The 13,856-nt window shown below is 31.7% G+C and carries 13 protein-coding genes; 11 read left to right on the top strand and 2 right to left on the bottom strand.

The window, feature by feature from the left end; genetic code table 4:
• Positions 1–163 precede the first annotated feature (163 nt).
• The 9 genes from T384_RS0100170 to T384_RS0100130 all read left to right on the top strand — a co-directional run bounded on the left by T384_RS0100170 (position 164) and on the right by T384_RS0100130 (position 7,640).
• Positions 164–664, top strand: a complete 501-nt coding sequence (locus tag T384_RS0100170) for a hypothetical protein (protein ID WP_027119340.1) — start codon at positions 164–166, stop codon at positions 662–664.
• A gap of 363 nt (positions 665–1,027) precedes the next feature.
• Positions 1,028–2,086, top strand: a complete 1,059-nt coding sequence (locus T384_RS0100165; RefSeq protein WP_027119339.1) for a phospho-furanose lactonase — start codon at positions 1,028–1,030, stop codon at positions 2,084–2,086.
• Positions 2,087–2,100: 14 nt separating this feature from the next.
• Complete coding sequence (locus T384_RS05920; RefSeq protein ID WP_052663370.1) at positions 2,101–4,008, top strand: PTS ascorbate transporter subunit IIC; 1,908 nt, start codon at positions 2,101–2,103, stop codon at positions 4,006–4,008.
• A 115-nt stretch (positions 4,009–4,123) separates the two neighbouring features.
• Positions 4,124–4,399 (top strand): PTS sugar transporter subunit IIB, encoded by a 276-nt coding sequence (locus T384_RS0100155; protein WP_027119338.1) that lies wholly within the window; start codon positions 4,124–4,126, stop codon positions 4,397–4,399.
• A 5-nt stretch (positions 4,400–4,404) separates the two neighbouring features.
• The gene (locus tag T384_RS0100150; protein WP_036498573.1) at positions 4,405–4,887 is read left to right on the top strand and encodes a PTS sugar transporter subunit IIA; all 483 of its coding nucleotides are present in this window, start codon (positions 4,405–4,407) and stop codon (positions 4,885–4,887) included.
• A 15-nt stretch (positions 4,888–4,902) separates the two neighbouring features.
• Complete coding sequence (locus T384_RS0100145; RefSeq protein WP_027119336.1) at positions 4,903–5,556, top strand: 3-keto-L-gulonate-6-phosphate decarboxylase UlaD; 654 nt, start codon at positions 4,903–4,905, stop codon at positions 5,554–5,556.
• Complete coding sequence (locus tag T384_RS0100140) at positions 5,531–6,427, top strand: L-ribulose-5-phosphate 3-epimerase (protein ID WP_027119335.1); 897 nt, start codon at positions 5,531–5,533, stop codon at positions 6,425–6,427. Before T384_RS0100145 ends, T384_RS0100140 begins: the two co-directional genes overlap by 26 nt.
• A 2-nt stretch (positions 6,428–6,429) precedes the next feature.
• Positions 6,430–7,146, top strand: a complete 717-nt coding sequence (locus T384_RS0100135) for an L-ribulose-5-phosphate 4-epimerase (RefSeq protein WP_084266082.1) — start codon at positions 6,430–6,432, stop codon at positions 7,144–7,146.
• The gene (locus T384_RS0100130) at positions 7,146–7,640 is read left to right on the top strand and encodes an MPN499 family protein (RefSeq protein ID WP_027119333.1); all 495 of its coding nucleotides are present in this window, start codon (positions 7,146–7,148) and stop codon (positions 7,638–7,640) included. Before T384_RS0100135 ends, T384_RS0100130 begins: the two co-directional genes overlap by 1 nt.
• An 88-nt stretch (positions 7,641–7,728) precedes the next feature.
• Here the strand turns inward: T384_RS0100130 and T384_RS0100125 are convergent, their stop codons facing one another.
• Positions 7,729–9,324, bottom strand: coding sequence for a hypothetical protein (locus T384_RS0100125; RefSeq protein WP_156933087.1), 1,596 nt, complete (start codon positions 9,322–9,324; stop codon positions 7,729–7,731).
• Positions 9,325–9,663: 339 nt separating this feature from the next.
• Positions 9,664–10,506 (bottom strand): Cof-type HAD-IIB family hydrolase, encoded by an 843-nt coding sequence (locus tag T384_RS06860; protein ID WP_027119331.1) that lies wholly within the window; start codon positions 10,504–10,506, stop codon positions 9,664–9,666.
• Positions 10,507–10,857: 351 nt separating this feature from the next.
• Between T384_RS06860 and T384_RS0100115 the strand changes: the two genes are divergently transcribed.
• Positions 10,858–12,984 carry a discoidin domain-containing protein gene (locus T384_RS0100115; protein ID WP_027119330.1) on the top strand — a complete coding sequence of 709 codons (2,127 nt, stop codon included), beginning with the start codon at positions 10,858–10,860 and terminating at the stop codon, positions 12,982–12,984.
• Between the two features lie 139 nt (positions 12,985–13,123).
• Complete coding sequence (locus T384_RS0100110) at positions 13,124–13,843, top strand: hypothetical protein (RefSeq protein WP_027119329.1); 720 nt, start codon at positions 13,124–13,126, stop codon at positions 13,841–13,843.
• Positions 13,844–13,856: the final 13 nt, after the last annotated feature.

The raw sequence follows: 13,856 nt of genomic DNA, 5'->3' as shown, positions 1-13,856 counted from the left end.
AATCAGGCCAAGCGTTAAATGCTATTCCTGATTTTTTTAATTACCTATATAATATTAGCAATTCAAAGATTTCAGAATAAAATATCAATGATTTTAATACTTAAGTAAATTAAAAAAATGACAAATTGATACTAACTGATAAATCAATTAAGGAAAATTTTGTATGCCAAAATTTAAAAATGATGCTGAAATAAATCGTTGACTGTCACACGAAATAAAATGTCGTAAGCAACAAGGTTTAGCATATTTCGAAAAATATGACTGAGCTTATTTTGATCGTCGTATTATGAACGGAAAATTTTTAAAAATCATTACTTATGCATGAATGAAGTTTGAAACGATTATGAAAATTAGATATGGAATAATTGGCGACTTAGCATCTTTAATTGATAGTTTATGACAAAATAAAAGATTTCATGAAATAGTTGATCATTCTTTACGAGCCGAGTTATTTGAAGATAATACACCATTTGAAAAAAAAGCGGCATACTTTACCGATACCATGCATAAATTTCGTTGGTTCCGGAACAACTTTTATCACACATCAGCTATTGATGTTATTTTTACAGCAAATGATTTAAGATCTTGCATTTCGTTGATCTTGCAACTAAATTATGAGTACGATGGATACTCACAACCAGAAACTAGCGTAGAAGAAAAATAAAAGTTAATTGGCTTTTTTGTTTTCAAAAATGAAAACCTTTTCATATTGCAAAAAATATTTTTTTGTATCTTGCTATCACATTTTTTTCAAATTTCATATTTTTTACACATTTTTGGTTTTTTTATGGCGAAAAGATTTCGCATTATTTTTCATTTTATAAATTCATAAAAATATACAAGTTTATAATTTAATTGGACTTTTCCAATCTGTTTAAAAAACAGAAGGATGAAATATTGAGTTCCTTATATGCGATGTCAAAGTTTAAATTCTATTGATTTGCATGATCACAGTTTGATACAGTTTAATAGTTATATCTTTGACATTATTTAATCACTTTTGTGATTTATTAATTGAAGGAGTTTTATGAAAAATAAATTTGCAAGGACTATCCTTGGTGACATTTCTCCAGAAAAATTAGGGGTTACTGATTGTCACGACCATTTAATTAAAAATGGCGGTCCTGAATCTCATGAACACGCAGACTTCATTATGCTTAGTGTTGAAGCGGCCATAAAAGAATGCGAAGAATATTATAGATGTGGGGGACGCACAATTTGTGTCATGGATCCACCAAACGTTGGCCGAGATGTTTTAAAGACGTTAGAAATCGCTAATGCTTTAAAAGGTAAAGTCAACTTTATTATGAGTACTGGATTCCACAAAGCTCAGTTTTATGACAAGTATAGTTCATGACTAGCTGAAGTTCCAATTGATGAAATAGTTAAATTAACAAAAGCTGAAATTACTGAGGGGATGGATATGTATAACTATAATGGTCCATTCGTTAAACGGGGTACAGCAAAAGCTGGAATTATTAAGGCCGGAACGGGATATGCAGCAATTGATCGTTTAGAATTTAAAGCGCTTGAAATTGCAGCACGTACTTCAGTAGAAACTGGATGTCCTATTTTAGTACATACCCAATTAGGGACTATGGCTTATGAAGTTGCAAAATACTTAATCAGTTTTGGAGCAAATCCAAGAAAAATTGAATTATCACATTTAAATAAAAACCCTGATAAGTATTATTACGAAAAAATTATTAAAGACCTAAACGTTAATATTTGTTTTGATGGTCCAGACCGGGTTAAATACTATCCTGATTCAACACTGGCCGAAAACTTGAAATGATTATTAGATAAAGGCTATGAAAAAAATATTACCTTAGCTTTAGATGCGGGACGGGTTTTGTACCAAAGAAATTATGGTGCTGAACGTGGAAAATTAACTTTTGGTTTTGCTTACTTGTTTGAAAGATTTCTTCCTTTATTAAAACAACTGGGAGTAACCGAAAAACAAATCAAGACAATGCTTGTTGAAAATCCAAAAGAAATTCTTGCATTTGATGAACCTCGTAAATTTAATTCTAGTAAGGTCGATCCATGAGCGTTGGAAATCAAAAAACGCTTAAAAGTAAAATAAAATAAGGATTTTTTATGTCAGATTTTCCAAATTCATCCCAGAATTCAACTGATAAAAAGAAATCACTAAAGAAAAAATGAACTTTAAAAGACAATTGGAAATGAATTGTCGGTTGATCTGTTTTTATCTTAGTGATTATACTTGGATACTTAATTGTTGCTGGTGTTGGTGTGGGCGCATTCGTTGTTGACCCAACAGCTAACGTTAGATACCCAGCTATTGCTGGTAACTTTCAAGATGCGGGTGGTGCTGTCTCGTGATATGTTGACGTTGTTTTAATTCGTAACATATTAGGGGTTCCAGCGATTCTGTTAGCGTTGTTGAGTTTCTTAGGATACTTAACACTAAAACGTGGTTTTGTTGATGCGCTAATCGGTGCTGTAAAAACCGCTATTGGAGTTTTGTTGTTGTCAATTGGTAGTTCTGCTGTTGTTGGTATTTCCACACCATTATTTACTGCAATTAGAAATTCATTCACTGTTAACGTTGTTCCACTTGACCCTTATTTAGGTTGAAGTAGTGGTTCAAACTTCCTTGCTGCATTTGGTGGTGGAGGTTATGTTTCGTGAATTAGTTATGCTTTAATTATTGGATTTGTAATTAACTTAATTATCGTTTCTCTTAAACGTTGAACTAACTGTCATGCTGTAATGACCACTGGTCACATTATGTTCCAACACAGTGCTGTTATTGTTCCATTTATTTATGTGTTGTTCTTTAGAAACTTTCCGTTACTTGGTGATAACACTATGCAAAGTGGTGCTCAAGCCGGAACAATTGTAATGGCAGGTATATTCTTAGGAACTTATTGATCAACTGCAACAACTGCAACCATTAAAGTTACTAATAAACTAACTGATAATGCAAACTTTGCAATTGGTCACCAACAAATGTTGGGATTGACTTTAGCAAACAAACTTGGTAAATACTTCTCATTTACTAAAAAAGGTCACGAAATCGTATCAGCAGAAAATCGTCGTATGAGTCGTAAGTTCAGAATTTTTGAAGATAACATTTTTGTCCAAAGTTTGATTATTGTCATCTTATTCTTAATCTTAGCTATTATCTTACAAACATCAGGACGTGTTGTCACAAATGCTGCAGGGGTTGTAACCCAAAATAACACATTTGATGGAATTATTGCTTCTAACTCTTTGTGAGGCGCTGCTGGTAATATTGGTAGCTTCTGAGTTGTTAGAGTTATCATGGGTTCATTATTCTTAGTGGCTGGAATTATGGCCATCATTACTGGTGTTCGTATGTTTGTTACTGAATTACAACAATCGTTCCAAGGAATATCTGAAAAGGTAATCCCAGGTGCTGTGGTTGCTGTTGATATCGCTTCGGTTTATGGATTTAGTCCAAACTCTGTTACCTTTGGTTTTGTTGCCGGTGTAATTGGTCAATTCATTGGTGTTGGAATTGTTATTGGTTTAAGCCAAATTCCTGGATTATCAATTGCTGTTACTATTCCATTGTTTATTACCTTATTCTTTAACTCTGGTGCTATTGGAATTTACGCAAATATGCAAGGGGGTTGGAAGGCCGCGGTTAGCATTCCGTTTATGTATGGGGTAATCGAAATTATTGTAGTTTCTTTTGCTTTAGGTCAACTTACAAATGCTGTTAATGATCCTGCAGCTGTTGGTATTCCATTATTAGCTGATGGCTCAAGAGCGTCACCAATCTTAAGTGGATTTAACGGGATGATTGACTGGACCTTCTTCTGATCGTTGCCATTGATCTTCTCGTCAATGAACGTCATTGTTGCTTATGTCTTTATTCCTGCTCAAATTATTGGATTGTTCTTATTCATTCAATTTATTGACACAGGAATGAGTGATACCAAATCAATCTTGCAACGCTTTAAAGAAAAACATTTACCTTCTAAAAAACAAGAATTGCAAACTATAGCTGCATAATTGTTCAATAGAATTTAATTCTGAAATAACTTAACTATTAATTCAAAAAGGTGATCTTTTCTTTCAAAGCAAACGAAAGATTAAGATCACTTTCTTCAAAAAAGGAAATCTCACTATGTTAAAAATAATCGCCGCTTGCGGAAATGGAATGGGTACTTCAATGCTCATCAAATTAGCTGTTCAAAAAATCTGTAAAGAGTTAAATATCGAAGCTGAAGTTGAAGCTCTTTCAATGGGTCAATCTAAAGGGATGGTTAATTCTGTTGACATCATTATTTGTTCAACACATTTAGTTGAAAATTTTGCAACAGATAAAAGAGCAAAAATTGTTGGCGTAAAAAATTTGATGGATAAAAACGAAATTCGCAATGCTTTGCAAAAAGTTCTTTAATTATTATGGAACGAATCGATTTATTAGAAAATTTAATTAAGAACGATTCAATACAAGTTAATTGCCTTGCTAAAGATTGAAAACAAGCAATTCAAGTTTGTATTGAACCGCTAATTAAAAAGCACATTGTTGAAGCTAAATATTATGACGCAATTATTGAAAGTGTTAAAGCTAATGGTCCATACTTCATTTTAATGGATCACGTTGCAATGCCACACGCTGAAGGAAAACTTGAAAATGTTCACGATAATGGTTTTAGTTTAGTTACTTTACAAGAGCCAGTTTATTTTGACAACGATGATCGACCCGTAAGTGTTTTAATTGGGTTAGCTAGCAATTCTCCAGATATTCATGTTGCTGTAGCTTTACCTCAAATAGCAGCAATTTTAGAAGATGAATCTAACGTAGAGAAATTACGAAACGCTAAATCTAAAGACGAAGTTATCGCTATTATTAAAAAAGTTGATCTTCAAAAAAATTTCCATTAGAAAGAAGATATTATTATGAATAAACCGATGTTACAAATTGCTTTAGACAATTTGACTATTACAAGCGCTATTGAAGATGCCAAAAAAGCTGAAAAGTATTTAGATGTTATTGAAGTTGGAACAATTCTGATATCTAGTGAAGGAAAAATTGCTATCAAAAAAATCCGTGAAGCTTTCCCAAACAAGATTATAGTAGCAGATGGTAAAATTGCCGACGCTGGAGCAGTTTTTGGAAAAATGTTTTTCGAAAATGGAGCAAATTATACAACTGTTATTTGTGCAGCTGAAACTTCGACATTGAAACAAACTATCGAAACAGCTAAAAAGTTTCCAGATACAGATGTTCAAGTTGAAATGACAACTCACTTTACTTGAGAACAAGTAGCAGAATGAAAAAAAGCGGGACTTAATCAAGTGGTCTGACACCGGAGCCGCGATTCTCAAAAAGAAGGTGTTAAATGAGACCAAAAAAATATTGACAATGTTAAAAGATTGGCTGATATGGGATTCAATGTAACTGTTACTGGCGGTATTGATGTTGAAGATATCAAGTTATTTAAAGGGATTCCAATTTACATCTTTATCGCTGGAAGAACAATTCGTGACGCTAAGAACCCAGAGTTAGCTGCAAAGGAATTGCAAGATGAAATTGCCAAATATTGAAAATAAGCCATACAAGTTAGGAATTTACGAAAAGGCAATTAATGCAAAATTCGATTGAAAAGATCGCTTTGCAATTGCTAAAAAAGCTAAATTTGACTTTGTGGAAATCAGTATAGATGAAGCAAACGAAAGAATTGAAAGATTGTATTGGTCTGATAAACAAATTGACAATTTAAGATCAACTATGTTGGCCAGCGGACTTTATATTAATTCAATGTGTCTTTCGGCTAATCGCCGGTTTCCTTTGGGAAGCAAGGAACGCAAAATACGGGATAAAGGGTTAGAAATAATTCATTTAGCACTTATTTTTGCAAAAAAACTTGGAATTAGAATTATTCAATTAGCAGGTTATGATGAGTATTATCAACCCAGTGATGAAGTTACAAAGAAATATTTTTTAGAAAATATGAAGAAAGTTTGCCGTTGGGCTCAGTATTACAGTATTCAGATTGCTTTTGAATCAATGGACACACCTTTTTTGGGGACTTTGTCTAGAATTTGAAATGTGCTTACTTATTTGAATTCGCCGATGTTAGCAATTTATCCAGATATAGGTAATTTAAACCAATTTGCTAGAGGGAATTTTGAAAACGAACTGGAATTAGCTAAAAATAAAATTTTGGCTTTTCACTTTAAAGATACTACACCAACCCAATTTAAAACCGTTCCTTTTGGCAAAGGCACTGTTGATTTTGTTGAATCATTTAAAAGTATTTTTAAAATTGACTTTCACGGCCCGTTTATGATTGAAATGTGAAGCAAGAATGATCCTAAACAAAGTGCGGAAAGTGCGACATCAGAAATAAGTGCAGCACATAAGTTTTTTGCCGAAAAATACAATATAGCAAGAAAAGAATTTCTAGCGAAGAAGGCTTAATTATGATTGATAAGCGAGAGTTAAAAAAGCTTAAAGATGAAGTTTATGAAGCTAATATGTTACTTCAAAAATACCATTTAGTTATTCACACTTGAGGAAACGTTAGTGCAATATCTAAAGATCGATCTTATTTCGTGATTAAACCCAGCGGCGTCAGTTACGAAAAATTAGCACCAGATGATATGGTTGTTGTGGACCTTAATGACAAAGTGCTTGAAGGGAAATTAAATCCATCTACTGATACACCTACGCATAGTTTGCTTTACAAAAAATTTCCTAAAATTCAGGCAATTGTTCATACACATAGTCCTCATGCTGTAGCCTATGCCCAAGCCGGGTCTGATATTCCGTGCTACGGGACAACTCATGCTGATAATTTCTATGGATCTGTGCCTTGTGCTCGGGATTTGACTAAAGAAGAAATTAACGGTGAATATGAACATAATACAGGTTTAGTAATTTTAGAGAAATTTAAAAAAGATAAAATTGACTACACAGCAACAGCTGCTTGTCTTGTAAAAGAACATGGGCCTTTTTGTTGAAGTATGAAAAATGCTTATGATGCAGCTAATTTAGCTTTAACTTTAGAAGAGATCGCAAAAATGGCGATTTATACTAAAATCATAAATCCAAAAGCAATTCATGCTAAACTAGAGTTACAAAAAAAACATTACGAAAGAAAGCACGGGGTTAATGCATATTATGGTCAAAAGAAATAATGTTCGATAAATTTAAAAAACCGTTTTCAAAAGTAAAAGTTAATTACGTTAATAATTTATTTTGAATTGCACCTGGAATTTTATCTTATGTTCATGGAAGAACTTTTGGATATTTACCATCTAAAACTTTGAAAGAATTAGTTCACAATAATGATCTGCTTGAAAAAAATGCATATTTTTCATTCAACTCCTTAAAAGAAAAAAATTGTGACTGAATGAATCAATTAAACCAGATGAAAGAATTGTCCTTTCGATGAAATACAGAAACGTTCACTAAAATTGAACGTGACGGATTTTGCTTAGATGAATCGATTCATGAATTAGTTAAAATAAAGTGAGATAAAAAAGCTTTGAATTGAATTTATAGAGGTTATATTCCTTTTGCAAATAAAAATTGATATGCAAAAAATTTCGTAACCGAAAATGATACAAAACCAGTTGTGATTAGATGAGATAAAAAAGAATTTGTCATTGATCATATTATTATGGAGTAATCGCTAAATTCAAAAATTGTAATTAGTCTAATTACGCTTATAAAAATTTCATAAAGACCATTTTGTTAGGCAACTTGCAAGATGGTTTTTATTTAATGGTTTTCACAATATAACGTTGGTAAAAATCTTTAAAACTAAATTTAATAGTATTTAGTTCCCCTTTAGTAAATCATAAAGCGGTAGCCGGGATTAAAGTAATTAAAAACATCACAATAACTGCAGGGATTGCTCCTGCACCATCGCCGTGATTAATAATTCGTGGATATTCGGGTTGGATTGCACCAATTCCAGCATCGATGATTCCAGAAGTAATAATGTCTAAAATAGTGTATCCGCCATAAGTGAAACCAAACATAATAAAACTAATTACAGAAATTTCTTTTTTACTAAAACCTCATCGGTATGGCATAGTATAGAAATTGCCTCGGACTCCAAAGATAAAGGCGCTGCCTATGAATGTAAGAATAATCATAAAACTAATGTGGAGATCATCTAGACCATGGTATCCTATTGCTATTCCAGAGGCAATAAATAGACTTCCAACAGTGATCATAATCCCTGTAAATTTATGTAAAGCATATTTTGTTTTAGCTCATTTGCTGATTGTGACAATTCCTAAAAAAATGCCACCTAAAAAAACAATATTGAAAGCGCCAAAAGTCCAAGATAAATTTGGGTCTGATGTTTTATTGAATGGTGAGAAAGTTATAAAATTAAGCAAAATGTTTGTGCTTGGTTCAACCGAGACGTAGCCAATAAAAGTAGCCGCAATTAAAAAGGGGATAGTTTGTTTATATTTAAACAGTTGACGAATGATGTTTTTTGATGGATGATTCAAGTTTTTTTGTGCATACTCGTGTTCAGCATTAATTGTTTTTTGATGAAAATTTAATTTTTTTCCAAGCAACCAATACAAACAAAAAATAATTAAAAACAAAACCTGAACTACACCACCAAAAATCTGCCAATTTAATCCTACAGCCAATGTGATGATTGGTGACAACAAAAAAATACTAGCAGTAGCAGCAGATGTATTAATTAATAAAACACTGACGGTTGAAAATTTTGTTGCATCTTTTGAACAATTAGTGGCTATTACACTATTGGCATAAGAAATAATAGCCGATCCGCCAAACGCAAACATTACCCGAAATAAAATGAACATAACATACACACCAGAACTGTTAGTAATGATTCCATTACCATCAGTGTGGATTGCCAATGGAGCAAGCAAGTATGGGAATGATAAAACAATTAATCCAAAAGCTGTCAGAACCGTATATTTGTGGTTAATTTTAGTAATCAGTCATCCAAAAAAGAAAGTTCCAATAGTACGTCCGATAGTTATTGATCAATTTGTTCCACGAGAGACAGTTAAAGAAACACCATGAGGAAAGAATTGATAAATAAACCCGCTGTTAAAACCTGTAGTTTGGCCATTAATAATAACTGGTCGTATACTGTTGTCACTCGTCACTAATATGTTAAGATTTTCAGGATTAAATGTTGTATGAATGTTCTGTATGAAAAGGGTGCCATTTCAACTTACAGCAAAAGCTAAATAACCAGCAAATAACATAACGTACATTACGATTCCGTCGCGATAACCAAAATCTTTTGTTTTGTTTTTCAGGTTGTTTACATTTATTTTTTTTGATTTTTTAGAATTTAAAATGAAATTCATTGTTGCGAAATATTTTTTTTTACGTTTTTTAATAGTGAAAAATTCAATTAACAATTGATTAATGAATATCTTAAATTAAAAAAATATTTCTGGATAATTAAAGAATTGTTCATTTCTTCTAAAAAATGTTTGTTTTAAAATTTTTCAAAATAAGAAACAAATCTAAACAAATATTTTTTTAACTTCATATGAGCTCTTTAGCTAGTCATTATTTGGCTACTTAAATTTTAATTATCTTATTTTAAATAGTTCAAATAAATTCTTTTGACAAGGAATCTTTGAACTGAAACGACGTGTTGCAAATTAAATAATTAAATTTAATTCAGGATTTTTTTCAGTTTATAAAGAACCTCAAATTTTTTCAATAAAATCAGCTACCCCACCATTATTGTTATCTTTAAAAGTAACAAATGACGCATGTTTTTTAACTGAGTCGTGAGCATTTGACATAGCGACACTATATTTAACTTCATTAAACATTGAGATATCATTTCATCCGTCGCCAAAAATCATAAATTCGTTTGGTTTGGCGTTGTAGGCTTTAATTAATTCTTTGATTCCTTCGCCTTTGTTAACTGATTTGTGACCGATATCACACACAGTTGCAAAACTTTGCGTAAAATACAAACTATCTTGATATCTGGATTCAATTAATTCTTTCAATTTTAAAACTTGATCTGTGCAAACTAAAAATTTGGAGATAGGTTCTTTTCATTGCTTTTCGTGAACAGCTAATTCGTCAATTTTTCATTGATATTTTAAATCGATGGTTGCCATTTGTTTACGGCGTCGATCTACGTGTTCAAAATGTAAAGGATGCACAAACATTTGGGATTGTGTGTAAGCATAAAAACTCATGTTCATTTTTTTTAAATCTGCTATTAGTTGTTTTGCTAAATCGTTGTCAAGAGATTTAGACCAAAGCGTTTTTTTTCCATCTTGAATTACTGAACCATTTAGACCTATAACGGGCATTTGGGGTTTAATAATTTCAATTTGTTCATGCATCATAAATAGTGGTCTTCCAGATACAATTGTGTGCTTAAGATTGTATTTTTTTGTTAGTTTCGGAATTTTTTTGTTTTCTTCGTGAAGCGAGCTATGATCGTCAAGTAAAGTTCCATCCATATCAAAAATAAGATATTTTACTTCTTTGATTATTTCGTTTTTATTAATATCCATAATTAAGTCTCTTTTTATTTTTTAGGTTGGTTATTTTAGCTACCTAAAACCATCCACTAATATTATGTTAATTGAAACTGTTTTTACATGAAAAATGCTATTTTGGTGACATTTTTTTGAAACCAAATATTTAATTTTTATGTCTGTATAAATACTTTAAATATTGAAATTGATTTTTTGATAATTGTTTTAATTCAACAGATTTTGCTACAAACTATTTCGCAATAAAATATTGACATTCATTATTTTCTTTTTATACTAGAAATAGATATTACATATCTATTAATCTATAAAATTACTCAAAATATCATTATGAAAAAATATCGCTTTAACATCAAAGCTTGAATATCAATGTGTACCATAGCAAGTATTGCTGGTGCAATTTTGATTGTCGTACCTGCTGTTGATTATGAATTCAATTCCAATAGTCTTTTACGACCTAAAATTCAAGAAGAAAAAATTGATCCAGACGTAGTACAATCACAGAATTCAAAAACCGTTCAAGAATATTATGATTCATTAATAGACAAAACGTTTAATACAACAACTGCTAATAATCAGATATTTCCATCAGTTTTTGATTTTAAAGATGGGGAACTATTAGCTACATTAAATTCCCAACTTGCCCAAACCTTTCAAGTTCCTGACCTGCCTTCGAGTTTACCAAACAACTTTCAAATTGTGCTAAATAAAGTTAATACCGATGATTACAACGGTCAACTTCAAGTGAGAATCATTGTTGAAGAAAATCGTGATGGAATTAAAGTTTTTTATAACACAAATGGTCAAGTTATTTCGAACCAAAATGTAGCCGGAAGAACCATTACCATTTCTGGATTTAAGGCTAATAATTCCTTTTTCAAACTTAAAACAATCACTAACGTTAATGAACAAACATTTGGTACCCAAGTTGATTTAAATGTTAACATTGATGGATTAATAACCAAAAACCAGGTTATTGAATATTTGCAAGCAGTAAAAAAATATAATTTAATCGATACTTTTGTAAAAACACTTACTGATAATAAAACAATCAACGACGACTTAGTTAATGCACCTAAATCTGTTCGCTTAATATCTTTCAACCCCGAAGTGTTGACAGCCAGCGGAAGTAAAGAAGATTTTCAATCCTATTCAGCAAACGGCTACAGTTTGGTTGTTGGAGGTCGTCAAGCAAATGCAACAGATCCAAAAAATGGAATGTTTGATACGCAAGTTGGAAACGGTAGTGACCAAACTACCCAGTTTTATGTTCGCAGTTCTATTAATGGAGTTAACGGTTTAACTCTAGAAGTTCAAAATTTGTTAAGTAAAGATTTATTTACTAATTTTTGAACTGATAATCCATATCAAGAAACTCCAGGTGCAAAAGTTGAGCACAACGCACCAGATTATGTGTTTACGCCTCTTACTCGTTTTTTCCTTACCAACCGAAAAACTTCGTCAACTCAAAGTGCTAATCAATTTAACATCAAGGTTGCAATCCCTTCTTTAACTACAACTCAACAAGTGATTTGATATTTACAAGCGCTAGTTCATTATGATGATGAAAATAATACTTTGAAACAAGCGTTTTTACAACAGATTTCACAAAATGGACTTAACGGAAGTTCAACTTATTGATTTTCTTTAAACCCAGAGGGAACTAATGAAGAAATTTACTCAGCTGATGGTTCATCTTTAATTATTGGAGGTCACGCTTATAATACAAATAGTGTAGTAACATCAACAAACCCTGCGTTTGTTAATAGTTTAACATCTGGTAATGGAATGGGTGGGAACTCTAAAATTCAAGGCCTTGATGGTTTAGCAAAAGAGTGAAATTCGTTTATTAATCAACCTTTATTTAATCATTTGTCTTTGGATAACCCATATCAAAACAAACCAAGTCAATTGAATTTACAAGTATTGCCGTTAACATCAGCAACATTAATTACTAGCTCAAATCAACCAGCTTCAACAAATGGACCATGAACGTTTCAAGTTGGAACTGATCAAAATGTTCCACTAACTGATTCACGTGCTACAGCAGAAATAGCTAAATTAAATGATGGGAATGATGGAACATTTGCTATTTTTATTCCCCAACATCCACCGCTTAATTCAGCTGCTGCTAATAACCGTAATTTACTTGCGAATGATTGAATTGGATTTGATTATAAAACTGTTCAAACAATTCAAAAAATTCATATTGTGAACGGCAACTACACCAATTCTCAAAATAATTTTTCAAGTAATTATAGCGTCCAATACACAACAGATGATCCTGCGAATTCTAGTGCTACCTGAACAACTTTTGAAAATGGCTCATTCCAAAATGGTCGATCTTTTGCTGATATTTACTTATTTGATAAGCCAATTCAGGCGCGGGCTGTAAGAATTATTAATACACAACCCAAAAATGCTTGGTGAAATATTGGTGAGTTTGCCATTTATGTTGTTCAACCAATAAGTACGTCATCTACTCCTTCATCGTAAGTTTAGTGTTTTTTATAAATTTTGAAAAAAACTCCAAATAAACACCTTTAAAAAGATATTTCTATATAATAACTAAACTTTAAATATTTGATAGTTCTAATGTTTTAAAGTTTTCAAATAAACCTTCAAGGATTTACTAATGATTAAATTTGTAAATACAATTGTAAAAAGAATTGCTTTTTTAATTGGGTTGTTAGCTTTAATTGTAGTTACTGCAATTGGGGCTGCATCTTTATATTTTCAAAAAGAAGCTACCTCTTTTTATGGTTCTACAAAAAACACTGTACAAAACGCATTAACAGAAGCAAATAAAGTTTTGACTGATGTCCCTGGAACAATTGATCAAGTAATTAATACTGCTGACAGTAGTTTACAAACTGGAATTACACGGATAAGCCAACTGAAAACTTCGTTACAAAAACAAAAAGAGGAAACTGTGGATCCTACAGCAAAAGACGAATTTCAAAAAATAATCGTTCAATTATCTCAAATTTCTTCTTCCTTGACAGAAGTTCAAGGTAAAGTTAAAAGTTTTACAACTGAAGGTGGTGCAGTTTTTGATATTAAAAATATAATTACTACAACTGTTCAGCCTATCTTGAGTCAAGCACTTGACGTTGTGAATAATAAACTTCCAAATGAACAACAATTTGGATATTACTTTGGCGCTGTTGGTTTAGGACTAACTATCGGTGGTGGTGTTTTATTGGGAGCTTACATTTTAACTTCATTCTTGGGAGTTATCATCTTTAAAAACGTTGAAGGTGTTCGCATCCGCCGCAGACGTAAAGTTCAAGATTTGACTAAACACGTTAAGAAAATATTAAATAAATACCCAGAAGTTTACCGTAATTTATAGTTTTAAAGCTTTT

Source organism: Mycoplasma testudinis ATCC 43263, from assembly GCF_000687795.1.
Lineage (GTDB): Bacteria > Bacillota_I > Bacilli_A > Mycoplasmatales > Mycoplasmoidaceae > Mycoplasmoides > Mycoplasmoides testudinis.
This window is presented reverse-complemented; position numbering and strand designations above follow the sequence as displayed.